At 44.5% G+C, this 24,291-nt stretch carries 23 protein-coding genes and 1 pseudogene; 8 read left to right on the top strand and 16 right to left on the bottom strand.

Annotated features, from left to right (window positions below; genetic code table 11):
- Positions 1-10: 10 nt before the first annotated feature.
- The 5 genes from B3N33_RS03625 to B3N33_RS03605 form a co-directional block, all read right to left on the bottom strand.
- Positions 11-877: a carbohydrate ABC transporter permease gene (locus tag B3N33_RS03625; protein ID WP_214079361.1), complete on the bottom strand. Its 867-nt coding sequence runs from the start codon at positions 875-877 to the stop codon at positions 11-13.
- Positions 874-1,950, bottom strand: coding sequence for a carbohydrate ABC transporter permease (locus B3N33_RS03620; RefSeq protein ID WP_214060053.1), 1,077 nt, complete (start codon positions 1,948-1,950; stop codon positions 874-876). The genes B3N33_RS03625 and B3N33_RS03620 overlap by 4 nt, the downstream gene beginning before the upstream one ends.
- 26 nt (positions 1,951-1,976) lie before the next feature.
- The gene (locus B3N33_RS03615) at positions 1,977-2,966 is read right to left on the bottom strand and encodes a LacI family DNA-binding transcriptional regulator (protein ID WP_292592193.1); all 990 of its coding nucleotides are present in this window, start codon (positions 2,964-2,966) and stop codon (positions 1,977-1,979) included.
- Positions 2,967-3,232: 266 nt separating this feature from the next.
- On the bottom strand, positions 3,233-4,093 hold the full coding sequence (locus B3N33_RS03610) for a DegV family protein (RefSeq protein ID WP_099830548.1): 861 nt from the start codon (positions 4,091-4,093) through the stop codon (positions 3,233-3,235).
- The gene (locus B3N33_RS03605) at positions 4,093-5,067 is read right to left on the bottom strand and encodes a fumarylacetoacetate hydrolase family protein (protein WP_292592192.1); all 975 of its coding nucleotides are present in this window, start codon (positions 5,065-5,067) and stop codon (positions 4,093-4,095) included. Before B3N33_RS03605 ends, B3N33_RS03610 begins: the two co-directional genes overlap by 1 nt.
- Positions 5,068-5,248: 181 nt before the next feature.
- Between B3N33_RS03605 and B3N33_RS03600 the strand changes: the two genes are divergently transcribed.
- The gene (locus B3N33_RS03600) at positions 5,249-5,638 is read left to right on the top strand and encodes a DUF3783 domain-containing protein (protein WP_214060049.1); all 390 of its coding nucleotides are present in this window, start codon (positions 5,249-5,251) and stop codon (positions 5,636-5,638) included.
- Positions 5,631-6,470: a GNAT family N-acetyltransferase gene (locus B3N33_RS03595; protein WP_292588737.1), complete on the top strand. Its 840-nt coding sequence runs from the start codon at positions 5,631-5,633 to the stop codon at positions 6,468-6,470. The genes B3N33_RS03600 and B3N33_RS03595 overlap by 8 nt, the downstream gene beginning before the upstream one ends.
- Positions 6,471-6,473: 3 nt before the next feature.
- Here the strand turns inward: B3N33_RS03595 and B3N33_RS03590 are convergent, their stop codons facing one another.
- From B3N33_RS03590 to rpmB, 11 genes and pseudogenes are all read right to left on the bottom strand, one after another.
- Positions 6,474-7,490 carry a cyclic nucleotide-binding domain-containing protein gene (locus B3N33_RS03590; RefSeq protein ID WP_292588711.1) on the bottom strand — a complete coding sequence of 339 codons (1,017 nt, stop codon included), beginning with the start codon at positions 7,488-7,490 and terminating at the stop codon, positions 6,474-6,476.
- 76 nt (positions 7,491-7,566) lie between these two features.
- A complete protein-coding gene (locus B3N33_RS03585; RefSeq protein ID WP_214079355.1) occupies positions 7,567-8,796 on the bottom strand; it encodes an acetate kinase in 1,230 nt (409 codons plus the stop codon).
- Between the two features lie 13 nt (positions 8,797-8,809).
- On the bottom strand, positions 8,810-9,754 hold the full coding sequence (gene fba, locus B3N33_RS03580) for a class II fructose-1,6-bisphosphate aldolase (protein WP_214060046.1): 945 nt from the start codon (positions 9,752-9,754) through the stop codon (positions 8,810-8,812).
- A 63-nt stretch (positions 9,755-9,817) separates the two neighbouring features.
- The gene (dprA, locus tag B3N33_RS03575) at positions 9,818-10,837 is read right to left on the bottom strand and encodes a DNA-processing protein DprA (RefSeq protein ID WP_214079354.1); all 1,020 of its coding nucleotides are present in this window, start codon (positions 10,835-10,837) and stop codon (positions 9,818-9,820) included.
- Positions 10,837-12,209, bottom strand: a pseudogene (hslU, locus tag B3N33_RS03570) (ATP-dependent protease ATPase subunit HslU). The gene dprA and the pseudogene hslU overlap by 1 nt, the downstream one beginning before the upstream one ends.
- Complete coding sequence (gene hslV, locus B3N33_RS03560; protein ID WP_214060948.1) at positions 12,209-12,754, bottom strand: ATP-dependent protease subunit HslV; 546 nt, start codon at positions 12,752-12,754, stop codon at positions 12,209-12,211. The pseudogene hslU and the gene hslV overlap by 1 nt, the downstream one beginning before the upstream one ends.
- A gap of 2 nt (positions 12,755-12,756) precedes the next feature.
- Positions 12,757-13,668 carry a D-alanine--D-alanine ligase family protein gene (locus B3N33_RS03555; RefSeq protein ID WP_292588716.1) on the bottom strand — a complete coding sequence of 304 codons (912 nt, stop codon included), beginning with the start codon at positions 13,666-13,668 and terminating at the stop codon, positions 12,757-12,759.
- Positions 13,668-15,887: a type I DNA topoisomerase gene (topA, locus tag B3N33_RS03550; protein ID WP_214060950.1), complete on the bottom strand. Its 2,220-nt coding sequence runs from the start codon at positions 15,885-15,887 to the stop codon at positions 13,668-13,670. Before topA ends, B3N33_RS03555 begins: the two co-directional genes overlap by 1 nt.
- Before the next feature lie 18 nt (positions 15,888-15,905).
- On the bottom strand, positions 15,906-16,958 hold the full coding sequence (locus B3N33_RS03545) for a 3'-5' exoribonuclease YhaM family protein (protein WP_214060951.1): 1,053 nt from the start codon (positions 16,956-16,958) through the stop codon (positions 15,906-15,908).
- Positions 16,930-18,066, bottom strand: a complete 1,137-nt coding sequence (alr, locus tag B3N33_RS03540; RefSeq protein WP_214079350.1) for an alanine racemase — start codon at positions 18,064-18,066, stop codon at positions 16,930-16,932. The genes B3N33_RS03545 and alr overlap by 29 nt, the downstream gene beginning before the upstream one ends.
- Positions 18,067-18,105: 39 nt before the next feature.
- Complete coding sequence (rpmB, locus tag B3N33_RS03535; protein ID WP_099830535.1) at positions 18,106-18,297, bottom strand: 50S ribosomal protein L28; 192 nt, start codon at positions 18,295-18,297, stop codon at positions 18,106-18,108.
- A 91-nt stretch (positions 18,298-18,388) separates the two neighbouring features.
- On the opposite strand from rpmB, the gene B3N33_RS03530 reads away from it, so the two are divergent.
- The 6 genes from B3N33_RS03530 to B3N33_RS03505 all read left to right on the top strand — a co-directional run.
- On the top strand, positions 18,389-18,805 hold the full coding sequence (locus tag B3N33_RS03530; protein ID WP_292588724.1) for an antibiotic resistance protein VanZ: 417 nt from the start codon (positions 18,389-18,391) through the stop codon (positions 18,803-18,805).
- 106 nt (positions 18,806-18,911) lie between these two features.
- Positions 18,912-19,868: a hypothetical protein gene (locus B3N33_RS03525; protein ID WP_214079349.1), complete on the top strand. Its 957-nt coding sequence runs from the start codon at positions 18,912-18,914 to the stop codon at positions 19,866-19,868.
- An 82-nt stretch (positions 19,869-19,950) separates the two neighbouring features.
- A complete protein-coding gene (gene pulA / locus B3N33_RS03520; protein ID WP_414674174.1) occupies positions 19,951-22,434 on the top strand; it encodes a type I pullulanase in 2,484 nt (827 codons plus the stop codon).
- A gap of 15 nt (positions 22,435-22,449) precedes the next feature.
- The gene (locus B3N33_RS03515) at positions 22,450-22,947 is read left to right on the top strand and encodes a MogA/MoaB family molybdenum cofactor biosynthesis protein (RefSeq protein ID WP_214079347.1); all 498 of its coding nucleotides are present in this window, start codon (positions 22,450-22,452) and stop codon (positions 22,945-22,947) included.
- A gap of 102 nt (positions 22,948-23,049) precedes the next feature.
- Positions 23,050-23,664, top strand: coding sequence for a deoxynucleoside kinase (locus B3N33_RS03510; protein WP_292592190.1), 615 nt, complete (start codon positions 23,050-23,052; stop codon positions 23,662-23,664).
- A partial coding sequence (locus B3N33_RS03505; protein ID WP_292592189.1) for a deoxynucleoside kinase occupies positions 23,661-24,291 on the top strand: 631 nt, incomplete at its 3' end. The genes B3N33_RS03510 and B3N33_RS03505, both read left to right, overlap by 4 nt.

The following is a 24,291-nucleotide window of genomic DNA, read 5'->3' as shown; positions in this document are numbered from 1 at the left end:
TTCAGCATCGCTATCCCTTTACCGCCCCGGCAGTCAATCCTTGCACAATTCGTCTTTGGAAGATGAAAACAAGAACTACAACCGGTACTGTAACCACTACCGCGCCAGCCATGATCTCGCCAAAGGGAACCTGTCTCGAGACACTCCCTGTGAACAACGAAATCGCGACGGGAATTGTCCTTGCTTGAGGCGCAATAGTTGTGAATGTAAGAGCAAATATGTACTCGTTCCAAGCAGCAATAAATGCCAGTAATCCTGCTGTTACTAGAGCCGGCGCTGTCAAAGGCAGCAAGATCATATAGAAAGTTTGGAATGGAGTTGCACCGTCGACCCATGCCGACTGCATAATCTCCGTAGGAAGCTCTTTGAAAAAAGCTGTAAGAACCCATGTTGTAAAAGGCAAAGTGAAAATCATATAAGAGAGGATCAAACTCAATCTAGCACCTAGATTCAGCGTTGTGATTACCGCGTATAACCCAGAGAGTACAGTGATTTGAGGAAACATGGTTAGCGAAAGGATTAGATAGAGTGTTATCTTCTTCCCTTTGAACCTAAGTTTTCCCATTGCATAGGCCGCAAAAGACCCAACTCCTAGAGCAAGAACTGTAGTTAGTCCTGCAACTATGGTGCTGTTCCACAAAGCTCTAACGAAGGTCCCGTCATTGAACACAGCAACATAATTCTGAAGTGTCGGCGAGAACTTTCCATTTCCGTCCACAGGAACAAAAGTAGCGGGGGTCATTTGTAGTTGAGCCTCAGACTTCAGCGAGGAGTTAACTGCCCAGTAGAACGGAAATAGCATGTAAAAGAATATGAACAGTACGAGTACCCAGAAAGCTACTCTCCCTATGAACCAGAGCAATCTACTCTTCTTCATTCTTCATCAACTCCCATAAGCCTCATGTAAATCACAGCGAAGATACCGATTAGGAAGAATATTATTACGCCTATTGCCGAAGCTAGTCCCATATTCCTGTTCCCGATCAGCTGATAATAATTGTATGAGGCCATAGAGTACATCCGGTTGCCCATCAAGACCTGAAATACGTCAAACACTCTTAGGGCGTCAAGCGTTCTGAAGATGAGCGCTACAGCTAACGTAGGCTTTAAAAGCGGCATTGTGATAGAGAGAAACTGTCTGATTCTACTTGCTCCATCAACCCTTCCAGCTTCATAGAGTTCTCTCGGGATAAGCTGCAATCCCGCAAGAATCAGAAGCGCCATGAACGGCGTTGTTTTCCAAACATCTACAGCTATGAGAGTGGGCATTTGCAGACCTGACATACTGAGGAACGAAAGATCTCCATCGCCCAAGCCCAGTCTACTAAGGACCATGTTGAAAAGACCAGCTCTCGTTGGTTGAAGCATCCACTCCCATATCCTTGCTGAGACAACGGTAATAACGGCCCAGGGAACAAGCATTGTAGCTCTCATAATTCCTTTCCCCTTGAAGTTGCTGTTCACTACAAGTGCAACTCCAAGACCAAGAATAGTCTCTAGAAAGACCGAAATAACAGTGAAGACCAGCGTATTCCAGATCGCCTTCATGAACTCAGGATCTCTCGCACCTACTACATAACGCCGTCCGAAAAAAGAAAACTGAAACCACTCTCTGTACCTGATCGGACTTCTGGGCAAGACTCTAATCGCTCTTTCATATACTGGTCTACCCGTTGACTCGTCAATCAATGTTTCTCCGGTTGAATCATCTAACACCGCAGGTAGTTCCTGTATTGTAAGCCCGAGCAGACTCTTATAGTTTTCTAGCCCTATGAACTCAGGCGCCTCGTCCTTTCCCGAGGCGAAGACCTTGTCGGTGAGACTCGTGTAGAAAACCTGAAACAGGGGATAAAAGGCAACGGCCGCTAGGATCAGCAGAGCTGGAATAAGCAATTTGTAAGCGGTTCTCTGTTCCTTCTGAGCAAGTGATAGCTTATCTTTCCTGGCCATAAATCCTCCTCACTATTAGAGATAAATCAGGCCGTCCTCCTGCGTTTTAGCTTGGGCAGGAATCTTACTGGCTGAATATACTGTCCTGGTGCTTCTATCTTTTGGATTATCAGCTCCGCTGTTTTCTTGCCCATTTCTTCCATTGGCTGCTCGATTGTAGTCAAACCAGCTCTTTGAGTCCAACTCTGATTATCATATCCCACAAGGAAAAAATCCTTTCCAGGAATCTTCTTCATAGCAGCTGCAGTCTGAAGAACCTCAAGGGCGAAATTGTCGGCCAATGCGAAAATGCCGGGTTTAGTGTTTTCAGAAAGGATCCGTGCAATCTTTTCGTAGGCCGTTTCGAAGAAGAACGATGTGTAGACGAGCCTCTCAGGGTCAAAATCATATCCCTTGTCCCGGAGAATGTCGATAAAGCCCTCAATTCTCTTTTCGAAGTTCTCAGTTGCTAGAATAGTGTTTTCTTCCTCAAAAGAGATCACAAAGAAATCTGATGAGCCACACTCAATGAGCAGCTCGGCAGCCATCCTTCCGCCCATGACATTATCCAGATAAACACAGTCGTACTCCTCGGATTGAGCCTCAAAAAAGACTATGTTTGTTCCGAAGTCAATACCGTTCTTAAGCAAGAATTCTGTGTTCATTGTACAAACTACAGCCCCATCTGAGTCATGAAGCAAAGCAAGATCTCTCCTAAGTCTTCTCAGTCTCCTTTCCGAAAACACAGGATAAATTACCATCTCGTAGTTTTTCATGTCGAGATAGTCATCAAACGACTTCATAACTCTCCAATGGAACTCAGTCCTGACTTCAGGCATCAGGAAGAGAATTCTTCTTGTCTTACCTCCCGCCAGTGTTCTTGCCGTTTGATTCGGTTGATAACCTAATTTCTCAATCGCCCTAACAACCTTAATCCTGGTTGCCTCTTTAACAGAACCGCCATTTAGTACACGTGAAACGGTACCGGTTCCAACTCCGGAAAGAGCTGCAACATCCTTAATAGTTGGCTTCTTCAAAGAGATCGCTCCTATAATCAATAGGAATTTGGAATCGCTTCCATTATAACAATTCAGTTAAGTCAGTCAAAACGTGAATATCCTTTATTTGAGTGAATGAAGAATAAATATCGAAGAAAAACACAAATTAGCTGTTGTATCCTGCAGATAAATCCCGAGATCTTTCCGTTGCTCACTGTTGCTTCTTGTTGGGCAATCGATTTACTTGATACGCTTCTTCCAACGATTTCAGTGTATTAGTATAAGATTACTGGATCTTATTATTCCTACGCAATCAAGGCCCCTATCCCAATAATTCCTTTCCCTCCGTGGACAAGGATTCCAGAGGATAACTCTCCTGCAAGCAAATTCTCAGAAAGCGAAGAGATTTTCGTTCTGACCCAATCAACCAGGGAGACCGTATTGCTGTCATCTCCAGAATGATACAGAGCAACACAAAGGACTTTCTTTCCTTTGACTGTGTCTAGCAGACGATCTACCATCTTTTCAACGGCCTTTTTCATCCCCCTGGCTTTGCCGGAGAGGGTGAAAACACCACTACTGTCGATTGTTCCTATAGGTTTCACATTGAGTATTTCTCCTACAGAACCCTCAAGCCTTCCTATTCTCCCGCTCTGTTTGAGATACTTCAATGTCGGCAAAGTGAAGAAGACTATGTTCTTGATTCCTGCGCAACTTCTAAGGTCTGATGCGATTACTCTCAAAGAGTCTCCACGTTCTTTCATCTTTATCGCCTTGTAGACAAGCATGGCTATTCCGCCCGAAAGTGACAAAGAATCTACCGATTCAATGACAACCGACTTGCGCTCGCTAGCAAACTGTTCACCTATCGTCTTGAATAAATTATGAGTTCCGCTAAGCCCGCCGGAAAGATTGACAACAAGAAGTTCATCGTAACCTCTTGCATACATTGTCTCGAAGGCCTTCATCACGTCGCCAGGGCTAGGGAGTGACGTTCTGGCAAAGTTGTCGTCAAGAAAGTCCGCAATTTCGGCCTTGCTTATTTCTACGCCCTCGCGAAAGGACTTTTCTCCCAGAACAACCATCACAGGAACGATGTACACATCTTCTCTTTCAGCCAGCTCCAAAGGAAGATCCACGATTGAGTCACAAATAATTCCTATCATTAATATGCTTCCTCCTCATCAACAACCACGTTTCTTTGCAAACCAAGACTTATTCTGCCATCTGAAGAGAATATCCTGGATTCAACAACATCCCCGGGGTTCAAATATCTCCCGCTCTTCTGCTGATCTCTAACAAAGATCTCCCATCTTTTGGACTCAGAAAGCTGACCAATGAACCACGAACGAAACCCCTTTTTTGTACTGAGTGCGGTCCCTTTCGGAGTACCCGTGAGAATAACGTCTCCAGGGTAAAGATCTGAAAACCGACTCAGCTCCGAAATCGTCTCTGCAGGGCTATAAATCATGCTAGATGTCGAAGCACTCTGCCTGACGGAACCATTTACACTCAGTTCGACATTGAGATTCGCGACACATTCCGTCTCCTCTTCATCAAAAATCGCCATGAACGGACCTATAGGGCAGAAAGTACGATAGCTTTTACCCTTAAAGAACTGAGACTGAGGTAACTGGACATCCCTCGCTGAAACATCATTCGCCATAACGATTCCACCTACGTAAGTAGTGAGTTGCGATGAGTCAACATCGATACTTCGGCTTATTTGAGCTCTGATGACAAGGCCCAGCTCCACTTCATAATCTAGAAGCCGTACCCCAAGTGGCCTAACAATTGGTGAACAAGGATCTGATATTGAAGCAGAGGATTTGTTGAAGAACATGTTGTACTTCTTGTCTTTCTGCCTTGTTCCCGTATCCAGAAGATGATCCAGATAGTTCTTTCCCTGACAAATAACCCTGCATGGTTTTGTTATAGGAGATAGAACCTCAATCTCGGAGAGAACGATCTTTTCTTCGGAAGCAAGGTCCTTGAGTTGCTTGAGATCCTCAGATACCGAGCTAAGAAAGTCACCCGTCGTTGAACATTCCACATCCAGAGGACGGGCAAAACCGTCTTCAACAACTCCCCAGAATTCTCGTCTCTTGCTACTTCTAAATCTTCCAACATGGACAATCACAAGCCCGCCTCCCTCATTTATTATAACCTGAGGCTTCGATCAATGTCTCCGTTTTTTCCATTGGCTTCCCATTAATAATAGTCTGCACGGATTTACAGCGAGCGGCTCACAAAGTTAGCCCATAGGTAACCGTTGGCTTTGAGCAGGTATGGCTGTGCTAGAATTGTTCTGAGGTGATTGAATGAGTACTTTCGAGCTCCAACGTGCGGTCCTTCTTCACTGTGACGAAGCGGCAACAGAGGTCCTTCGAAAATCATTCAAGGACACCACGGTAATCGACTGCCGTGGGTTGGAGAACTTAACTCTGAAGGAAATTCTGAATTCGGAATGTCCAAAGAAGGAGGCTCCCTTGACTTCCGGCGAGGTTCTCTGTTATGTGATTTTTAGTGGGTTTGAGAACAGTTATATTGGTCAGATCATTAAACAAATCCGTCAGTATCTTGGGAGAGACTTGGTATTCGCAACCACCACTGAATCGAATATGAACTGGAAGATGAGTGATTTGCTTTCTGAATTGGCGGAGGAACACAACTACTTTGTGAAAGCGAGGCGGGAAAAACTTGATGGATAACTTGTTCCATAAACTTGAGGATCTCTCAAAAGTTGAATTAGTAAATCTTCTGAATTCGATTTTTTCGGACTATGTTCTCAGAATGCACTGGACTCTGGAGAGTTTCGAGAGAGATGTGAGAGAGAACAACATATCGCTTTCGGAATCCTTCGTTATGGAAGTAAAGGGAGAGTATGCGGGAGTTGTGCTGTTGAGTTTCAGGGGCAAAAGAGCAAAAATCGACCTGATGGGAGTCTTGTCTTCTTTCAGAAGAGAAGGAATTGGCTTCCGAATGGTCGATGAGGCACTGAAAATCGCAAAGTGGAATGGTTGTGAGCAAATTGTTCTGGAGGTCCCGGAAAAGGATTCCACAGCAATCGCCTTTTATGAAAAGTATGGGTTCAGGCACAAACGTAATCTGATCACTTTCTTCATCAAAAGACCCGGCACAAAGGGGTTCTCACTCAAGAAATCCGATTCAAGCAGAATTATAGAGTGCGCTCTTTCTGCAATTAGCAACTTCAAGAGAAATCCCGAGTGGGAAAGAGAGCCTTCTAGTTTCACTCATCTAGAGCAGTACAACTTTGACTTCGTTGAGAATCCCGAGGGAAAGGAAAGAGGCTACTGCATCTGGCAGGAAAAGGATTCTCTCTTCTATGTGAGAGACGCTGGCCCAGTAAAGAGTTCCTCATATAGGGAAATAATAGGAGGGCTATGCGGAATCGCTAAGGACAAAGGGCTCACTCCTCTCTTTCCTACCGTTCCGGATGACGATCCACTATTTCTGGAAGCAACGGAACTCGATCCTCAGGTTTTGCTAAAGCAGAGCGAGATGATTTACAAGATTCATTGAACATCATGAAATTAGTGACTGTCTCATATACCCGAGAATATACTCCACCATCTTGAATCCGTCTTGAGGAGATTTGTGTATCAGGTGTTGAAAAAGCCGGCTTCTGTCCAAGAGCACATACTCGGAATTTCCCCGAACAACAACTGTCGTGTCCCACTTACTCTTCGCCAACAACTGAACTTCGCCGATAGAATTTGGAGATTTAAGCGAAAATAAAACAGAATTTTCATTCTCTCTTCTTTTCGAGAGAATCATCTCTCCTTTGAGAAGAAAGATAGCACTGCCGGCTCTTTTCCCCTCCTCAACAACAATCTTGTCCGAATCGGTCTTTCTGATTTTCCGTGAGTCCCTTCTCAAATTCCTGAAGAGGTTTGAACTGTAATCGGGTCCCTTATAGAGGAACTTGAATCCCGATTCTAGAAGTCCCATGCGACAAGCAAAGAACCTAGCTATTCCAGCTATCTCGTCTGCCTCTCCTTCAACAATCTCCAGAATCGATGTCAATGCCAGATCTAAAGAGTTATTTAGAAAACAGCTCAATGAATAGTAGAGTTTCACCGGTCTTGACAAAGGTGAGTTCTGATACTGTTCCAGATAACTCTTCAGAACTTCCTGAGCAGATGGGTATTCCCTCCTCTCTATCAGCTTTATGCCCTTTCTGTAAAGAGACTTTTCGCCGAACAATAGTGGAGGGTATTCCTTCAACCAGTGCTGCTTCATGGATACCAAAATCGAAACCAAACCGTCAAGATCAAGACCCTTCGATTCGGAACATGATCTCAAATCTTCTTCGACATTCTGAAGGAACCTCTCGAGTCTCTCCGGCCTGGCAACCAGATATTCTCTGAGCTCATCCCTATCGCCAACAAGAATTGAAGAATCCCCTATGGAAAGAAGATCTCCGCTGTACTTTTCACCAACTATAGACATTGGATCTGCTAGATCTCCTTCCATATAGACCTTGTCATCCGAATTGAATCCCTTAAGAATAAGCCCACCTGACGACACAATATAATACAAGTCTGCCTTCTCACCACGACCTGCAAGTTTCGTATCTCCCTCTAGAACAATTTCCCTTATAATCCTTCATCACCTTTCAGTCTTCCCAAAGTTTCAGTTCCTTAAGTCCGTTCTTAACTATCTTACTTGTATCCCTTGCAATAACGAGTTCTTCGTTCGTAGGAATCACAAAAACCTTGACTCTAGAGTCTGCAGTTGAAATCATTACTTCCTTTCCCCTGACTCTGTTATTTTCTTCGTCAAGAGATATCCCAAGGTGACCAAGATACTTATTTATGATATTGGCTCTCAGATATGCGCTGTTTTCTCCAACTCCAGCTGTGAAGACTATTGCATCGACTCCGTTCATAGCGGCTGCATAAGCACCAATGTACTTTGCCAATCTGTGCTCATATACGTCATGAGCTCGTTTACACAGAGGTTCATTATCCATTGCGCGCATCTCAATGTCTCTCATATCACTGAACTGCCTGTCTGTGAGTCCGTACATACCGCTTTCCTTGTTTAGCAGATTGTTGACTTCGCCAGGTGAGAGCCCTTCTTGTTCTTGCAAGAAAGGCACTATTGCAGGATCAATATCTCCAGAGCGAGTTCCCATAACCAGTCCCTCAAGAGGCGTGAACCCCATTGAAGTATCGAAAGATCTGCCATTCTTAACGGCTGTGATCGAAGCGCCATTTCCTATGTGAGCAGTTATTATCTTTAGCTCCTTGAGTGGTTTCCCTAGAATGGATGCGGCCCTTTCCGAAACGTATCTGTGGCTTGTGCCATGGAAGCCGTATCTTCTTATTTTATACTTCCTATAAAGACCATAAGGTATTGCGTAAAGGTAAGAGGATTCGGGCATTGATTGATGGAATGCCGTATCAAAGACGCCCACTTGAGGAACCGATGGAAGGATCTTCTTTGCAGCAACGATCCCTTCTATGTTCGCCGGATTATGAAGAGGTGCAAGGAAGTTGTTGGATTCTATTTCCTTTATCACTTCATCGTCAATGAGCACTGAAGAAGCAAATCTTTCACCACCGTGGACTACACGATGACCTACCGCTTCAATCTCGTTAATGTCTTTCACAACTCCAGTCTTCTCAGCCTGCAAAACTTCTATTATAAGTTCTAGGCCTTCAGTGTGGTCGGCAATGTCGTTCTCGAACTCAAACTTCTGGTCGCTCTTCTTGTGAGTCAGTTTTGATCCAGGAATTCCTATTCTTTCGAGTAGACCTTTTGCCAGCACATTTTCACTTGCGGCATCGAGAAGCTGGTACTTGATTGAGGACGAGCCGCAATTGATTACAAGAATCTTCATTTGACACCCCCGTTTATGCTTTATTAGAACATCCTAGAAGTCTCAACCTTTCCCTTATCACATTCTTGACCAGTTCTTTCGGTGTCTTGAAGTATTTTCTCGGATCAAACTCCCCAGGATTCTTTGCAAGAAACTCTCTCAACGAAGCGATGAAAGCCATTCTCAAATCTGTATCTGTGTTAACCTTGTTTATTCCGAATTTCACTGATTCAGCAAGAATCTCGCCAGGAACTCCCTTTGCCCCTTTGAAGTCAGCCCCATACTCCTCGGCCAGGTTCTTGACCTCCTCGGGAACGCTCGAAGCTCCATGTAGAACAAGAGGAATACCGGTAAGCTTCTTAACCGTCTTCAGTCTCTCAAAGTCAAGTCTCGCTTCTCCCTTGAACTTAAAGGCCCCATGGCTAGTTCCTATAGCAGGAGCAAGAAAGTCCACCCCAGTCTCTTTAACAAACTGCTCTGCCTCCTTGGGATCGACAAGAGCCGCTTCATGGGACTCAACCGCGACATTGTCCTCTATCCCAACCAACCTGCCGAGTTCCGCTTCAACCGATACTCCAAGACTGTGAGCAATTTCCACCATTTTCTTCGTCTCTATCACGTTCTTCTCAAAGGGAAATTCGGAAGCATCAATCATTATAGAAGAATAGCCTGCCTGAATGGCGGCCATGAGTATTTTGAAGTTCTTTCCATGATCGACATGTAATGAAACTGGAATATCGACTGTCTCCGCATAGCTCCTTACCATCGAAACAAAAAGCCGTGCTCCCAGCATAACATTGCCGTTTCCTGCATACTTGATTGCACCTTCGGAGGTTTCGATTATCACTGGAGAGCGCTCTTCAACTCCAGCATCGATAATCGCTTGAAGGAATTCTAGATTGTTGATATTTAGCGCTGGTACCGCGTAGGATTCTTTGTTAGCCCTATCAAGTATCAGTTTTGTGTTAACGTAAGGCATTTTTCTCCCTCCAATCTCGTCTCTAGATCAACATTTCATCAAGATTATACCAGCTTAAAACGGCTAAGTTCTATTCCATCGCCCGTTTTCCTCATAAACGTAACCTTCGAGTTGAAGGTTCGTTAACTCAACTATCAAATCTTTGCTAGGTAGTTTCGTTTTGAGAAGAAGCTCTCCAAACGTCAGAGAACCGGTTCCGAGAACTTCTAGAACCTCTGAATCTACACTCCCTTCGTGTAACTCTCCAATGTCAATCTCAGGGAATTCCTCAATTACGTCACCGAATTCCGCAACGAGCTTTGCACCATTCTTTATGAGCCAGTTTGTTCCCTCAGAGTTCTTTCGGTTGATATCTCCGGGAACAGCGTAGACATCTCTTCCATTTTCAAGCGCAAGCCTAGCGGTGATCAAGGAGCCGCTTCGTATAGTCGCCTGTACCACTAAGACCGCCCTCGCTAGACCGGCAATTATTCTATTCCTTCTTGGGAAATTCTGTTTCAAAGGGGGCGTTCCAGGCAGATACTCCGAAATTACGCAACCTTTTTCCATGACCGATCTGATAAGAGAGCTGTTTGACGCAGGGTAATAGACGTCGATTCCCGTTCCCAAAACACCTACAGTCGTTCCAGATCCGTCAAGAGCACCAATGTGAGCTTCGGCATCTATTCCGACAGCAAGACCGCTGACTATCGTGATTCCTCTTTCGGAAAGCAACCTTGAGTACTCTCTGGCAACTGAAGTTCCGTACCTGTCGGCCTTCCTTGATCCGACAACCGCTAAGACGCTTTTTGAATCGAGCAATGAGACTTTTCCCCGAAAGAAAAGCACTGAAGGCGGTTCGAAGATGTGCTTCAGAGAATCGGGATACTCCTCATCCCTGTGAGTTATGAAGTTGCCGTATGTTGAAAGAGTTCTAATAACACTGGAGAAATTCCTTGCGAAATTCTTCAGTTTGTTTCTATTCAATTCTATTGGCGAACGAAAAAGCAGAGAGCTATCGAATCCAGAACTCTCTATCTTCTCCATTTCAGAAGGGTTGAAGTCGCCCGAAAGCGCAATTGCAGCATATTCTAATCTATCCATCACAAAATGAAAGCACTGAGATCCTCGTCGGCCGCGATTTCGCCGATTCTTTCATCAACATACTTCAAATCAATAAGAACTTCATCACTAACGTCCGGAGCCTTAAACGATACCTCTTCTAGAACCTTCTCAACAACCGTGTATAATCTTCTAGCTCCTATGTTCTCTATACTTTCATTAAGATTGTGGGATACCCTGGCTATCTCATTGAGGCCATCTTCGGTGAACTTCACTTCTACACCTTCAGTTTCAAGCAAAGCAACGTATTGTTTCGTTATTGCATTCTTAGGCTCAACCAGGATTCTTAGGAAATCCCCCTGGGTCAACGCGTCAAGCTCAACTCTTATAGGAAACCTTCCCTGAAATTCAGGTATCAAATCAGAGGGTTTTGCCGCATGAAAAGCTCCTGCCGCAATGAAAAGTATGTAATCGGTTCTTATCTGGCCATGTTTGGTTGTGACAGTTGTTCCCTCAATGATCGGCAGTAAATCCCTCTGAACACCCTCGCGAGAGACATCTGGTCCATGGGAACCGTTTCGGAAAGTTATCTTGTCTATCTCATCAATGAATACGATTCCTCTATTTTGAACTCTTTCAATCGCTTCTGCTATGACCTTATCCATATCAAGAAGTTTTTCAGCTTCAACCGGTAAGAGTGCCCTTCGAGCATCGACAATTCTCATTCTCCTCTTTTTCGTCTTCTTCGGCACCATACCTCCCAGAACACCCGACATATCGATTCCCATGTCTTCCATACCGGGAATCATTATCATCGGTTGACTGTGATCCTCTATCTCAACCTCAATATCGAGATCTTCAAGATCTCCGCTTCTCAATCTCTCTCTATAGTCTTCCCTGCGGTCCTTAATTCTTTCAAGTTCCTCCTGACTAGGTTTAGACTGCTGTTGTCCCTGAAATAACTCAAGAATGTTCCTCGGTCCACTTCCTTTCGTCTGAGGACCGGGAACCAGGGCTTCAAGGATTCTCTCCTCAACCTGGAAGATCGCCTNNTCTTCTCCTGCTTGACCATATTGACCCCGACTTCAACGAGCTCCCTTATTATCGACTCAACATTCTTCCCAACATAACCAACTTCCGTGAACCTAGTTGCTTCGACCTTAGTAAACGGAGAACCAGTCAACTCCGCCAGTCTTCTTGCTATTTCAGTCTTGCCAACCCCCGTAGGGCCCATCATAAGTATGTTCTTTGGTATTACGTCTTTTCGCATCTCTTCAGGAAGTTTCTGTCTACGGATCCTATTTCTCATGGCTACTGCGACAGCTCTCTTAGCCTTGTCTTGACCTACTATATACTTATCGAGTTCTTCGACTATTCTCTTTGGAGTCAACTCATCCAATTCTTCTCTCTTCATTACTTATCTCCTCCAAGTGTTTCCAGAGTGAAATTCGTGTTGGTGTAGATGCATATCTCACTGGCTATAGTCATTGACCTCCTTGCTATCTCTTCTGCATTGAGATCGCTATTCCTCATCAGAGCTCTTGCAGCAGCAAGTGCGTAAGAACCGCCAGAACCAATTGCTAGCACTTCTTCGTCGGGCTCTATCACTTCGCCATTTCCAGATACGAGAAGAATGCTCTCTTTGTCAGCAACGAGTAGAAGAGCCTGAAGGTTCTTAAGAATCTTGTTTGTTCTCCACTCCTTAGCAAGATTCACGGCTGCTCTCTTAAGATTTGAGTTGACTTCCTTGAGCTTTTCCTCGAATTTCTCGAAGAGAGTCATTGCGTCGGCTACAGAACCCGCGAAACCCGCTAATACCGCTCCATCACCAAGCTTCCTTACTTTTCTGGCTGTGCCTTTCATCACTGTATCTCCGATCGTGATCTGACCATCTCCTACCATAACAGTATTTCCGTTTCTTCTCAGAACCAGTACCGTTGTACCGTGCATCGTCTTCATGATTACCTCCTGTTCCTCTTCTCAGCAGACTCAATCACGCCCCGAACAATGTCCTCGAAAGACATGCCCGCGGCCCTGGCAGACATAGGAAGATCACTCAGGTCAGTCATTCCAGGTATAGTATTTACCTCGAGAAAGAAGAAAGTCTTATCCCTCAGTATTCCATCAATTCTGGCAAAATCCTTGCATCCGAGAAGATCGTAGATTGCAGCAGACTTTTCGATAATCGTTTCATACACGTCATTATTCATTGGAGCCGGGACCACAAAATCCGTCAACCCTGCCGTGTATTTCGCTTCATAATCATAAAAACGTCTCTTCGGTCTTATCTCTAGAATCGGAAGAACCATATGGTCATCTTCCGAATCAATGATAGATATGGTGATTTCTCTTCCTTCTACGTATTCTTCAAGGAGAAGAAAATCGTAAGTGCCAAGAAGTTCCCTTGTTCTTTCCTTCAATACCGCAAGATCGTCACAGATGAATACGCCGATGCTCGATCCTTCTCTTACCGGCTTCACCACACAGGGAAATGTCTCCCACTCCTCAAGATCGACCTCGCCGCCAATTCTTCTCCATACGGGCAGATCGACGATATCCCTGACAAGCCTGTATGTAATCTCCTTGTCGAAGCAAATCGAACTGGTCCTGGAATCGGAACCGGTGTAGGGCATTCCTGCCAGTTCTAGCATACCCTGAAGCGTCCCATCTTCACCGAACTTACCATGTAGAGCCAAAAACATGAGGTCTACCTTTAAAGTAAGAAGAGCAGGAATCGTCTCCCTTCTGAGATCAAAGGGCACTACTTCCACACCGAGCTTCTCAAGAGAAGTTACTACGTTCATTCCGCTCTTAATCGAAACGTTTCTCTCATTAGAAAGCCCGCCGTAAACAACGGCAACCCTTCGCTGCATCAAGCTTCTCCCACCTCGAAATCCTTCTTGCAGTTTTCACAATACTTGACTCTCTTTCCGCCTCGCTTCACCTTGAGGAAGAGATTGGAGCCACAGATCTCGCACTTCTCTTCTGTAGGTTCGTTCCAGAACATTTCCCCACAACCGGAACACTTGTAGTAGTTTTTCCCCTTCTTGCTTCTAAGCTTTTCAACAACCCCGCCGCATTTCGGACAATGTGCATCAATCCTGACGTTCCTTGTGTACTTGCATTTCGGATAGGCAGAACAGGCAATGAATTCTCCGTATCTTCCTTTTCTCTTAACCAAATTGGATCCGCATTCGGGGCAGCTTTCATCTATCTCAACTTCTAATTTCTGATTCGGGGCAACATCTTTCAGAAGAACTTTTCCATCGATAACACAGGTGAAGGACGTCATGTCCACAGACTCGTTTTTGTCGCAAGACTGACACTTAAGATATCCGCCGTACCTTCCGAATACAACCTTGAAGGCTCCGCCGCAAGAACACTCCCTATCGGTCTCGAATTCGATTCTTAACTCTCCCTTCTTGATCTTCTTGTCAATCTGATCAAGATCTATTCTAAAACCTTCATAGAAATCGTGAACAACATCTCGCCACTTTTTTGATCCGTTTTCAACACCATCGAGTTCTTCTTCCATGTTTGCTGTGAAATTCGTGTTAACAACATCCGGAAAATACTCGTTTAAGAACTCATTCACAATAGAGCCCAGCAATGTCGGTCTTAGTTCTCTGGATTGTCTCAGCACATATTTCCTGTCGAGAAGTGTGGAAATTATCGTTGCATATGTTGACGGACGCCCTATACCTCTCTTCTCAAGTTCTTTAACCAGGGAGGCCTCACTGAATCTGGAAGGCGGTTTGGTTGTATCCTCTTCCCATTCTAGTTTGGAAGGCTTGACTAATTCTCCCTTTTTGTAGTCGTGGCCAATTTCGCTCTTTGAGGATCTTGAGATAATCCTTTCAAACCCGTCGAATAGTCTTCTTTCTCCGGTCAAACTCAGAATGTACTTGCCGCTTTCGTCAGCCAATTCAACATCTGTCACCGCATACTCTGCACTCGCCATCTGAGAAGCAATGAATCTATTCCATATTAGGGCATAGAGACGGAGATTATCTCCTGACAGTAGCCTCTTGGCCATCTCCGGATCATTTTCGGGATATGTTGGTCTGATCGCTTCATGAGCATCCTGAATTTTCTTACCTTTACCCCCTGATCTAACAGGACCGACGTATTCGCTTCCGAAGCTGTTGCTGATTATCTCTACTGCCTTATCTCTTGCCTGACTCGAAATCCTTGTGGAGTCTGTTCTCATGTATGTGATGAAGGCTATCTGGCCCTGATCTGTCTCAATTCCTTCATACAGCTGTTGAGCAACTTTCATGGTCTTGCTGGCGCTCCATCCTAGCTCCCCAATCGCGCTTTGTTGAAGAGTTGAAGTAATAAAAGGCATCGGAGCGCTTCTCTTGGAAGTTCGTTTCTTAACATCCTTAACACGGAGAACGCTTTTCGAGAGCTCTTCAATGATCTCATCTCTCTTTTCTTCAGTAGTCACGGATTTGTTGTTAAACTTCTTTCCTTCAATTTGCGAAAGAGCGAACCGATCCTCGGCAGTCTTAGCAAAAATCTTGAAAAATCTGTGCGGAACAAAGACTGCGATCTTCTTCTCAAGCTCAACCATTAACTTCAGAGCCACCGACTGAACTCTGCCGGCGCTCAAACCCTTAGTCATAGTTCTCCATAGAAGCGGGCTTATCTTGTAGCCCACAATTCTGTCCAGAACCCTTCTAGCTACTTGAGCTTCAACCTTTGACATGTCGATATTTCTTGGACTAAGAATTGCGCTCTTTATTGCAGATTCAGTAATCTCGTTGAAGACTATCCTGTTCTTTTCATCTCTGGGAAGGCCAAGAAGCTCTGAAATATGCCACGCAATAGCCTCTCCTTCACGGTCAAGGTCAGAAGCCAGAAAGACTTTCTTGCCTTTGGACTTCTTTTTGAGTTCCTGTACAACTTTTTCCTTCCCTTTCAGGACTTCATATGTGGGTTCGAAATTCTCAGGATTCAATCCGAGATTAGATTCGGGGAGATCCCTAACATGTCCCTTTGAAGCTGCAACTTCGTAGTTTTTTCCCAAGTATCTACTAATCGTCTTCGCCTTTGCGGGCGACTCAACTATAACAAGCTTGTCAGGCAAGATATCACTCCCAATTCCTCAGTCACCTGATCTTCTGTTCTTCATGAAGACCCTTCTATTCAGAAAACGATCATAGTTGCTCCAAGAAGCCGTTGACCCGTTGAATTCTCTCTCTTCAATCTCACGAAACTGGGCAACTTTGGAATCGAGGTCGTCGGCCATGTGAAGAACAATCGCTTCAGTTGTCTTTGGAATAACAGGGGAACCCCACTCCATCTCTCCGTGATGAGATAGAAGAAGATGTTTGATCTCGGTTTGAAGATAGCGTGGGAAGCCCTGTATCTTCGCTATTGCTCTGCCTACCATCTCAATTCCCATAGCGATATGACCAACAAGCTCACCGTCGTTAGTTCGATCGATTCCGGCAGGCGTTACCGCGTATTCATAAACTTTGCCTATATCATGCAACAATGCACCTGCTATCAGAAGATCCCTGTCTATAGAATCACTGTACTTCGTTGCCAAGAAAACGCAAAGCTCTGCAACAGACATTGTATGCTCCAGAAGACCACCCTTGTAAGCATGGTGTACCTTTGCCGCTGCAGGGGAGATAATGAACTTCTCAATGAACTTCTTATCGTTTTCGAAGATATCTCTCAGCAAGGCCTTGATATGCTCTTCACTCATATTGTTTATAAGACCCAAAAGATCATCATACATCTGCGGGATATCTTTGGTTGTTACAGCCATGAATCTTTCGGGATCATACTGTCCGATTTCTAGAACTTGAATACCTTCCGAATCAAGATTCAGCTGCTGCCTATCTTCATATACAACTACCCGCCCCGAGATTCTTACAACGGTTCCCTGTTCCAGAGTGTCATCGTTGTGCTCTGCGTTGAACCAATCGATAGCTCTTATCGCGCCTGTCTTGTCAGAAAGAGTGAGAAGAAGGAATTTCTTCCCGTCTCGAGCCTCCTGAATTCTCTTAGAATGAACCTTAAATATTGAAAGGACAGAACTTCCCGGGCGCAGGTCCGAAACAAACGGAAGACCGTCCTTATTAGTTTTATCCTGGTCGTCATTTATCTGACTAAGAATCTCATTTCCTATTATGTCGCGGAGTTTCATAATCTTCTCCTTTCCAATAGATCCTGGGAACTCTAGAAGTGATAGAGCAAACCACTTCGTAATTTATGGTACCGCACAGTTCTGCAATTTCCTCCGCAGTTATCGTCTCTTCTTTCTGTGAACCGATTATAACTACTTCGTCTCCCACCGACAGCTTACTATCGACATGTGATACGTCAACCACAAATTGATCCATGCAAACCCTACCCAGGACTCTACATCTCCTGCCCGCAATAATAACACAACCTCTGTTAGAGAGCAGTCTATTAAAGCCGTCTGCATAGCCAACAGGAATAGTGGCAACAAGCATCTCTCGTCCGGCAACAAAGGTTCTTCCATAACTAACTGAATCACCGGCTCGAATCTTCTTTAGGAAGGAAATGCAGGTTTTCCACTCGATTATCGGCTTGAGATTATAGTCAATAACGCTCGATGGTTGAAGACCATATGTTGCAATACCCACTCTAACATAATCGTAGTCTTTGTTATCAAGAAAGATGGTACCGGCGCTATTCGAAATGTGAACCACGAAGTCCCTGCCCCTGCTCTTACCAATGCCCTGGAGGAACTTTCTGAACTCCTCACTCTGCTCGAAAACGAAATCGCTATCCTTTTCATCGGCGGTAGCAAAGTGTGTGTAAGCACCCGTTATTTTGATTCCATTAGCGACCGCCGACTCATATAACTTGATCGATTCTTCCCATTTCATCCCAAGCCGTCTCATCCCTGTATCTACTGCAATCTCAAAATCAGGAAGGGTTTCGTTGAGGCCAGAAATGCTATCAAGCTGACCGGAGGAACAGAGCGACAATGTAAGACCGTACTCCTTTGCAGCAAGTATCTCTTCATTATCCACATAGTTCAGGACAAGAATCGGAAGAGATATTCCGCTCTCTCGAAGCTTTATCCCCTCTTCAAGAAAAGCAACTGCAAGCCTTTCAACGCCAGCTTCCTCGGCTACTTTGGACAGCTGTTCAGCGCCATGGCCGTACGCATCTGCTTTCACAACTGCCATCAGCCTCGCTGGATATGCTTTCCCAGCTAAATAAAGAAGATTCTGTCTATAGGCAGACAGATTTACTAAGGCGTAGGTCTTTCTACTATTCATGGAATACCTTTTTGGCAAAACACGCTAGGTATGCTATAACTAAATTGCTCTTGTGACTTTCCCAGCTTTAAGGCACTTCACACAAACATTAATTCTCTTTACCTCACCATCAACTACGGCACGGACTTTGTGAACATTCGGCTTCCACCAGCGCTTGGCCTTTTTATTTGAGTGAGAGACCATATTTCCGGTTCTTGGTGCCTTACCACAAACTTCACAAACTTTGGACATTTGATTTGTCCTCCTCTCGATTCGCAATACAATTCATTATAGTAAAGAAAGATCAGCTTTTCAACTCGTTTGGGAGGTTTCACTTCTTGAAATGTCGTTGACTTTCATGTTTGTCACAAGCATAATCTTAGTTATGAAGAAGATAATAACTGCGATTCTGTCAATCACATACATGATTGCAACAGTCTACTTTTATTTGAGACCGGGAGTACAAACTTTTGTAGTCGGAAGCGACAAGTTCCTTCATTTCGTAGGATTCTTCTCCGGAGGTGTTCTTCTGATTCTGATTTCAAGAATCGGAGCCAGCCGTCTGAACAGGCTTGCCCTTGGGTTCTTCTTGGTGATTGGACCTTTAGTCCTCGAATCTCTTCAAATCATATCTCCTTACAGACAGTTCGACACTCTGGATATCTTGTTCAATTACCTTGGCTGGATTGTTCCTGCAACCGTTTTTTCGATTGTTGAACGCTGCATGGTTCTACTGAAAAACAGAGATTCTCATGGATAAAACCACTTGATCAGCAAAGTCCAACTTTCAACACAGACCTTCAAATTATTCTTCTAATAAGCTAAGATGATATACTTCTTTTTGATCGTGAGGGGAGGTGTAATACTTGAAAGAGAGAAGCTCAGTGAAGTTGCTATCAATCTTTCTGATATCGTTTATGATAAGCCTTTCGCCCATGGTCGTTATGGCAGAGCCATCTATTATGGTTAATACTCATTATGTTTCTCCGGATGCTACGCCTTCCGGGTTTCCAGCCCTCATAGTAGGGACTGTGAACAACTTTGATCTCCTGATTTTGAAAGAAGGTCTTCTTGAAAGAGTAGTTTTGGAGGGAATCGAGATTCCGAAGTATGACTGGTCAAGACCTCATAGCAGAGCGCTTCTTGCTCTTCTAAGAAGTACAATAGGGTCTTGGGCAAGGATCCAGAAGATATCTACTGAAGAACCTTCTTCTGCTTACGTATGGATCTCGATCGAAGATGAAGTCTATCTACTTCAATCAATAATCGTATCAAGCGGTCTTGCTATTTCCGTTGCAGATGGAGAAATCGAACTGAGCTATGCCGAGGAATACGCTTCCAAGGAGAAACTGGGTATCTGGGCAGATGAAGCAAACTCTCTGGAATCACGAATAGAAGAAGATTATGGGCAAGAAGATCAGCCGCCTGTCCAAGACTCGTCAGTCCAGAATGCAAAACTCGTGATTTCAGAAATCAAGATCTTCGATAACGGCGAGTATGCCCTTATAGTCCTAGCCGCTGAAGAGAGAGGAAGTTCAGAAGGTTATTCAATCTCGATAGTCTCAAAGTCAGATAGAAGTGTTGATGAGGATGTCTTCTTCTTCGCTTCAGGAAAAGAGGCTGAAGTCCACGAGCAAATAACAATACTTGTAACACTTGACAGATCACGAACCGTTTCTTATGAGTATGATTTTGTCTGGGAAAGCTTCCTTGATCCTAGAGGAGGCTACCTGAGGGTAAGGGCTCCAAGTGGTAGCGAAACCCTTTTCGAATATGAATACGATAGAAGAATTAGTGGCTTCATTGTAACCCCACTTAACTGAAGGAGGCTTTATAATGAAAAGAGTGTTGTTCTTCTTGGTGATTATCTTCGGAACAACGATTTTGGCTTTTACAGGAGAAAGCATGGGGAAAAGTTCAGCTGATTACAGCGCAGAAACTGTAATTATAATCCACTATCATAGGTACGATAACAACTACGACGGTTGGAATCTCTGGGTATGGCCCGATAAACCAAAGAGCATGGATGGAAAGTCATATTCTTTCGACAAAATCGACGATTTCGGAGTCACTTCGATAGTAAGGCTTGCCGACAAACATTCGAGACTCGGATTCATTGTTAGACTTCGCGAGTGGGAAAAAAAGGACATAGCCGTTGATAGATTTGTAGATATCCCTGAATCCGGTTTAGTAGAGATTTGGGTAGTTGAGGGTGAAGAAGAATTCTTGTTAGATCCGGAAAAGATAGATCTTACACCGAAAGTTAAGATCGCTTTCCTGGATTCATTGACTGAGATTCTGGCCTCTCTATCCGCCCCGGTTGACACTAAAACGGCAGCTCCAAAAGTTACCTTGAACGGCTCTGTGCTCAAAATCGAGAGGTTTGAGAAGGCTGATCCGACAGACATATCAACCACAAACTACGTGAAGATTGTGCTTTCCGAACCGATTGCCGCTGAAAACGTGAACAAACAACTCTCTCTAGAGATCGAAGGGTTTCTGTCAAGCGAAGTGATCGTTAGAAAGGCGCTGGATGATCCACAGTTTTACTACGACAAAGAACTTGGAGCAATCTACTCGGAGAGTAAAACAGTATTCAGAGTTTGGTCTCCCGTATCTTCTTCGGCTACAGTCATACTCTTTGAAGACCTCTATTCCGAAGTGTACACAGAGGTCCCCATGAGCAAAATCGAGGCAGGTGTGTGGGAAGCGACGGTTGAGGGTGATCAGCATTTAAAAGCCTACAAGTACCGGTTTTTCTCTTACGGTAAGGAAAGAGAGACTGTAGACATCTACTCTAGAGCAGTAACAAGAAACAGCGAGAGATCAGTCGTAATCGATCATAACAAGGCAGTGTTCGATGGCTGGACAGGCCATGAAATCCCCCCTTTTGCGAAGCCGGAGGACGCGATTATTTACGAGATCCATGTTGGCGATATGACATCAGACTCAAATACCGACATAGAGAGTAAAGGAAAGTACCTGGGACTAACCGAAAGAGGAAAGACCGGGCCTGATGGGGTCACCGCCGGACTGGATCATATAATTGAACTTGGCGTAACTCACGTTCATATTATGCCATTCAATGATATTCACTATATCGATGAGGGCGTTGACGGACAATACGGCTGGGGGTATGATCCATATCTATACATGGTTCCGGAAGGACACTATAGCACAGATCCTTATGACCCACTTAGCAGGATTGCTGAGTCGAAAATGATGATCAAAGCCTTCCACGATAATGGAATCAGGGTGATTCTCGATACAGTATATAACCATACTGCAACAACAGGTTCTTCCTCACCATTTGACCAGACTGTTCCCTATTACTTCTACAGAACGGACAGAACAGGCGACTATCTTAATGGAACTGGGGTCGGAAACGAAATAGCTACCGAAAGGCCGATGATGAGGAAGCATATTCTCGATACAGTTAAGATGTGGGTCCAAGATTACCGAATCGACGGTTTTAGGTTTGATCTCATGGGTTTGATAGACCGCGACACTGTTCTTGCAATAGACAGAGAACTACATGCTATTGATGAATCGATTCTCCTATACGGTGAACCTTGGGGAGGCTGGGGAGCAACGATCACCTTTGGCAAGGGAGATCAGAGGGGTACCGGAGTAGCGGTCTTCAATGATAATCTTCGCGATGCGATAAGAGGTAGCGTTTTCGATCCAAAGGTAAAGGGTTTTGCTCTTGGAAGCCGTGCAAAAGAACGAAGGATAATGCGTGGAATTGTAGGTAGTATTGATTACAGCAACGATATTAAGGACTTTGCTGATGACCCGGCAGAGACAATAAACTATGTTTCGGCTCATGACAATCAGACACTCTGGGACAAGAACAGTGCAGCGATGCCCGATGCCCCAAAAGAGCTCCTGATTAGTGCTCAGAAGCTTTCAAACGCCATTGTTATTCTTTCTCAGGGGATTCCGTTCCTACATGGAGGAGTTGATTTTGCGCGCACGAAATACGGAAACGAGAACAGTTACAACGCGGGGGTAGAGCTGAACAAGATGGACTATTCCAGAAAAGCGGAATTCATTGACCTGTTCGAGTACTACAAGGCTCTGATACACCTGAGAAACAATCATCCCGCATTCAGGATGGGCTCAGCCGAAGAAATAAGCAGAAATCTCAAATTCCTGGACGCTCCTAGGAACATAGTCGCTTTCACTATAGATGGCAGAGCGGTAGGCGATTCTTGGGATGAAATTCTCGTAATCTTCAACGGTAATCTTGAACCAAGCGAGATAACCTTACCCGATGAAAGCTGGAATCTTGTTGCTGACAAAGACAGAGTCTCAGAAGATGCGTTTGAAAGGCTGTCCGGAAGGGTAATACTTGCACCGGTATCCACTTATATCCTTCACAAGTGATTTCGGAGGTGTGTTATGTACAGCTGCAAGATAATCAGAATACTTGAGTCTGGCTTCTTTGAGGAAATCTCTCGGTCAATAGAAATCTCAAAGAGGATTCTTGAAGACCATGATTTCACGTATACCGGCTCCACTGATGTCGCTCCAGTAATGAGCGACCTGAAAGAAGCGATATATGCAGACTCCTGTTCAAACGATGTTGTTCTGGTTCTTGGAGGAACTGGTCTATACAGAGAAGACATTGGTCCTGAGGTTGTCTTATCTCTTGTAGACAAGAGAGCAACAGGAATCGAGACTGCCATGTTGAGAAACGCAATTGTTGCCGATCCATCTCTGTGCCTTTACAGGGTGGGAGCAGGAACGATAAAAGACTCAATAGTACTTTCTGTACCAGGATATCATGAGACAGTTCATTACTATCTGGAGGCTGTTCTGGATTACCTGAAACCTTTTTTTGATGGACTGAGGGCGCCGGAGAAGATTCTTGGCAATGATGGCAATGTAAATTTGTGATACGGTGAGCAATCGTGAGAAAATCGCTCCTTATTGTCATTTCGGATTTTCGATATAGATCTTTACTAAGTCTTGAGTGTAAGGGAGTTTTGAATTCATATGATGTTTTCAAAAGTTAGTGGAAAATACGTTTCTGTTGAGGGCGTAATCGGGGTTGGTAAAACTACCCTGGTCAAATTGCTATCTCAGAAGTACACGATGCCCACTGTACTGGAAGTAGTCGAGGAGAATCCTTTTCTCACGAACTTCTACGAAGACATGGACAGGTGGGCCTTTCAAACTCAACTCTTCTTCTTGATAAGCCGATTTGATCAACAGTCACTACTGAAAAAGGCGGCTTCTCAAGGCCAAGGAGTAATCTCCGACTATGCATTTGTGAAGGATCACTTGTTCGCTTCGCTAACTCTGAAAGGCGAACAGCTAAGACTCTATGAGAAGATCTTCAATGCCCTTAAAGAGCAGGTCCTCCATCCCGACCTCATAGTCTATCTCTTTGCTGAGGTAGACATTTTGATGAACAGAATCGCTTTGAGGGACAGACCCTTCGAGAGAAGAATGGACAGGACCTATATCTCGATGTTAAGCGATGCTTATGAGAATTACATGAAAGACGTGACCGAAAGCCAGGTTCTGAGAATTGATACTTCGAACATCGATTTTGTGAGAAATCCAGAAGATCTCAAGAAGGTTTTTGAGAGAATCGAGGCGATCTTATGATTATTGGAATTTGCGGAAACATTGGAGCAGGAAAATCATCTCTCACCTCGCTTCTTGAGGAGACTCTGGGATTCAGAGGGGTCTACGAAGCAGTGGATGAAAACCCGTTTCTGAAGGATTTTTACTCCAACATGGAGCGATGGGCCTTCCACTCGCAACTATTTTTTTTGATAAAGAGATTCGACTTCCTCAAGAGAGTCGTGACAGAGGGCGCAGTGATTCTTCAAGACAGAACTATATATGAGGACGTTGAGATATTTGCTCGCAATCTTCAGCTTATGGGTTATATCGATGAAAGGGACTGGCAATTATACATGGACACTTACCAGACACTTTCTGAACATCTGACCGCCCCAGACGGAATTGTCTATCTTAAGTGCTCGAAGAACGTGTTGTTGAAGAGAATAAGGAAGAGAGGGCGTGGTTTCGAGAGTGGTGTCAGCGAGGACTACATCGAAAGACTGAATGGTCTTTACAGCGAATGGATCAACAGCGTCACCTTCTGTCGTAAGTTAGTTATTGACGGAGATAGATATGATTTCATAGAGAGTCCTCAAGACAGAGAAGACGTTCTTCACCTGATTTCAAGGTTCACGGCTGAGCTTGTGGCAGGAGTGCAGTCTAGGT

Source organism: Mesotoga sp. UBA5825, assembly GCF_002432955.1.
Lineage (GTDB): Bacteria > Thermotogota > Thermotogae > Petrotogales > Kosmotogaceae > Mesotoga.
This window is presented reverse-complemented; position numbering and strand designations above follow the sequence as displayed.